This window comes from Pseudonocardia sp. SID8383 (assembly GCF_009864975.1).
GTDB classification, from domain to species: Bacteria; Actinomycetota; Actinomycetes; order Mycobacteriales; family Pseudonocardiaceae; genus Pseudonocardia; species Pseudonocardia alni.
In genome coordinates this window covers 1-2,118 of the sequence record NZ_WWFY01000601.1, presented here as the reverse complement: position 1 = coordinate 2,118, position 2,118 = coordinate 1, and the positions used below count along the sequence as shown (strand labels likewise).

The 2,118-nt window shown below is 75.9% G+C and carries 3 protein-coding genes and 1 pseudogene; all 4 read right to left on the bottom strand.

The genetic code is table 11. The features are described 5' to 3' along the window. Positions 1-699 (bottom strand): SIR2 family NAD-dependent protein deacylase (locus tag GTW08_RS14735; RefSeq protein WP_202417186.1); only part of this gene is annotated, 699 nt, incomplete at its 3' end. Between the two features lie 101 nt (positions 700-800). Further along, positions 801-1,118: an antibiotic biosynthesis monooxygenase family protein gene (locus tag GTW08_RS14730; protein ID WP_073576923.1), complete on the bottom strand. Its 318-nt coding sequence runs from the start codon at positions 1,116-1,118 to the stop codon at positions 801-803. Positions 1,119-1,128: 10 nt separating this feature from the next. Continuing rightward, positions 1,129-1,482, bottom strand: coding sequence for an MmcQ/YjbR family DNA-binding protein (locus tag GTW08_RS14725; RefSeq protein ID WP_073576750.1), 354 nt, complete (start codon positions 1,480-1,482; stop codon positions 1,129-1,131). A 365-nt stretch (positions 1,483-1,847) separates the two neighbouring features. After that, positions 1,848-2,118 (bottom strand): annotated as a pseudogene (locus tag GTW08_RS14720) (2'-5' RNA ligase family protein); the annotation flags it as partial.

Sequence of the window (2,118 nt, the reverse complement as noted above, 5' to 3'; positions counted from 1 at the left end):
GGCCGCGATGCCGACCCCGCGGCCGTGGCGCACCTGCGGCTCGCGGACGTTGATCCGCACCAGCGCGCCGGTCGCGGCCGAGGCGAGCTCCGAGCGGCGACGCACCGTGGGCAGGGCACCGCCCGCCCCCAGCTCGACGACGACCACACCGGTCCGGTGCGCCGCCAGCCAGTCCACGTGCCGCTGCAGCGCCGTCGCGGCGTGCGCGTCGTCCCAGCCGCCGTCGCCGAACATCAGGATCGCCGGACGGGCGGTGCCGCCGCAGCCCGGGCAGCGGGGCAGCTCGCCGACGGCACGCATGGTGGTCTCGTCGATCGGCACCTCGACGCCGTCGGCGGGCCACACGCCGTGACCGCAGAGCCGCAGGCACTGCAGGTGGTGGATGGAGCCGTGCACCTCGGCGACGTCGTCCGGGGCGAAGCCGGCCCGCTGGAACTGGCCGTCGACGTTCGAGGTGAACACGTTCGAGGGCACCCGGCCGGCCCAGCGGCGCAGCACCGCGAACCCGGGGTGCGGCACGGTGTCCCGGTAGAGGTGCAGGCGGTGGCCGTAGAAGCCCCAGGCCAGCGCCGGGTCGTCGGCGAAGTGCTCCGGGTCGGCGAGCTCCTCGAAACGCAGGCCGAGCCGCGCGTAGGGCGGGTAGGCCCGCCAGAAGCCCTCGCCGCCGCGGAAGTCCGGCAGCCCGGAGTCGACACCCATCCCGGCGCCGGCGGTGATCAGCAGCGCGCCCGCGTCGCGGACCAGGCGGGCCGCCGCGGCGATCTCGTCGGAGAAGGCCGCAGCGACCTCGCGGGCGTCGATCAGGACCCCGCCGCGATCTGCTGCAGGTCGACGACCTCGAACTCCAGCAGTGACGCGCCCTTGGCGACCGGCTGCGGCGAGCGCTGACCGGCGTGCGCCTCGGCGGCCGGGCCCTCGCGCCACGCCTGGAAGTCGGCCTCGGTCTCCCAGCGGGTCACGACGAAGTACCGGTCGTCGCCGGAGACGGGGCGCAGCAGCTCGAACCCGAGGAACCCGGGCTGCCCGTCGACGGCGTGCAGGCGGTTCGCGAACCGCTTCTCCAGCTCGGGGCCCGCGTTCTCCGGGACCTCGATCGCGTTGATCTTCACAATGGCCATGTCCGCCACGTTATCCCTGCCCGGCGTCGTCGATGCGCATGCGCCGGGCGTCGCCGACCAGTTCGGCGAGGCGGGCCTCGTCCACCTGGTCCAGGCGGACGAGCACCAGCGGCCACGGTTCGTGCCCGGGGTCGGTGAAGAACAGGTCGGGCTCGCCGCGCAGCAGGGCCTGCTTCTCCGCCTCGTCGCCGACGTACAGCACCGCGACGTCGGTGCGGATGACCCGCCGACGCCCGGGCACCCGCTCCGGCCAGGACCACACGAAGCCCTTGCCGCGCACCCGGAAGTCGAACCCCTCGCTCGGGTTCTCGACGACGCCGTCGAGGGCGAGCGCGATCCGCCGCACGTCCTGTTCGTCCGCCACGGGGCAAGCCTAGAGTCGGGGCGCACCACAGGGGACGGGCCGCCGCCGTGCAGGTATACGACCAGCCGCGCGGGCTCCGACCCCGGCCGGTACAACCGACCCGGACGGGACCGGACAGATGATGCTCGGCTGGCTCGCCGCGCCCGGGCCGGTCCGGCACCGGACGACCGCGGCCCGGCGGCCGGCGGAGTGGATCGAGCGGGGCCGCGACGGCGGGGACCGACCCGGCCACCGACCCGGACGTCGCCGCCCTCCTGTTCGACGGCTACCTCGGGCCGTCCTGCGCCGGTGTGCGATCCCGGCCGACCGCCGCGGCGCGCTCACCCCCATGGTGGAGGGGCTGGTCGAGCAGGCCCTCGCGGGGCTCAGCCCGCGCTGAGGGCCACCGTCTCCCCGGTGCGCGAGTCGTGCAGCTCGACGGCGGTGATCCGCGCCCGCACCGGCTCGACCGGGTGCAGCAACGCGAACGCCTCGGCGGGCCGCCCGGTCGCCAGCACCACGTGCGGCAGCCAGGATCCCGGCAGGTGCGCGGCGTGCGCGCCCCGCACCCGTCCGGCCAGCGCGTCGTGCGCCGCCGTGTGCACGGCCAGCACCTGGGGGTCGGTGACGGCGGTCAGCGCCAGCACGTCCGGCGCG

What these genes read in the sequence shown, in the direction of transcription:
- GTW08_RS14730 (WP_073576923.1), bottom strand. Translation starts at nt 1,118, where the DNA reads ATGGCCATTGTGAAGATCAACGCGATCGAGGTCCCGGAGAACGCGGGC.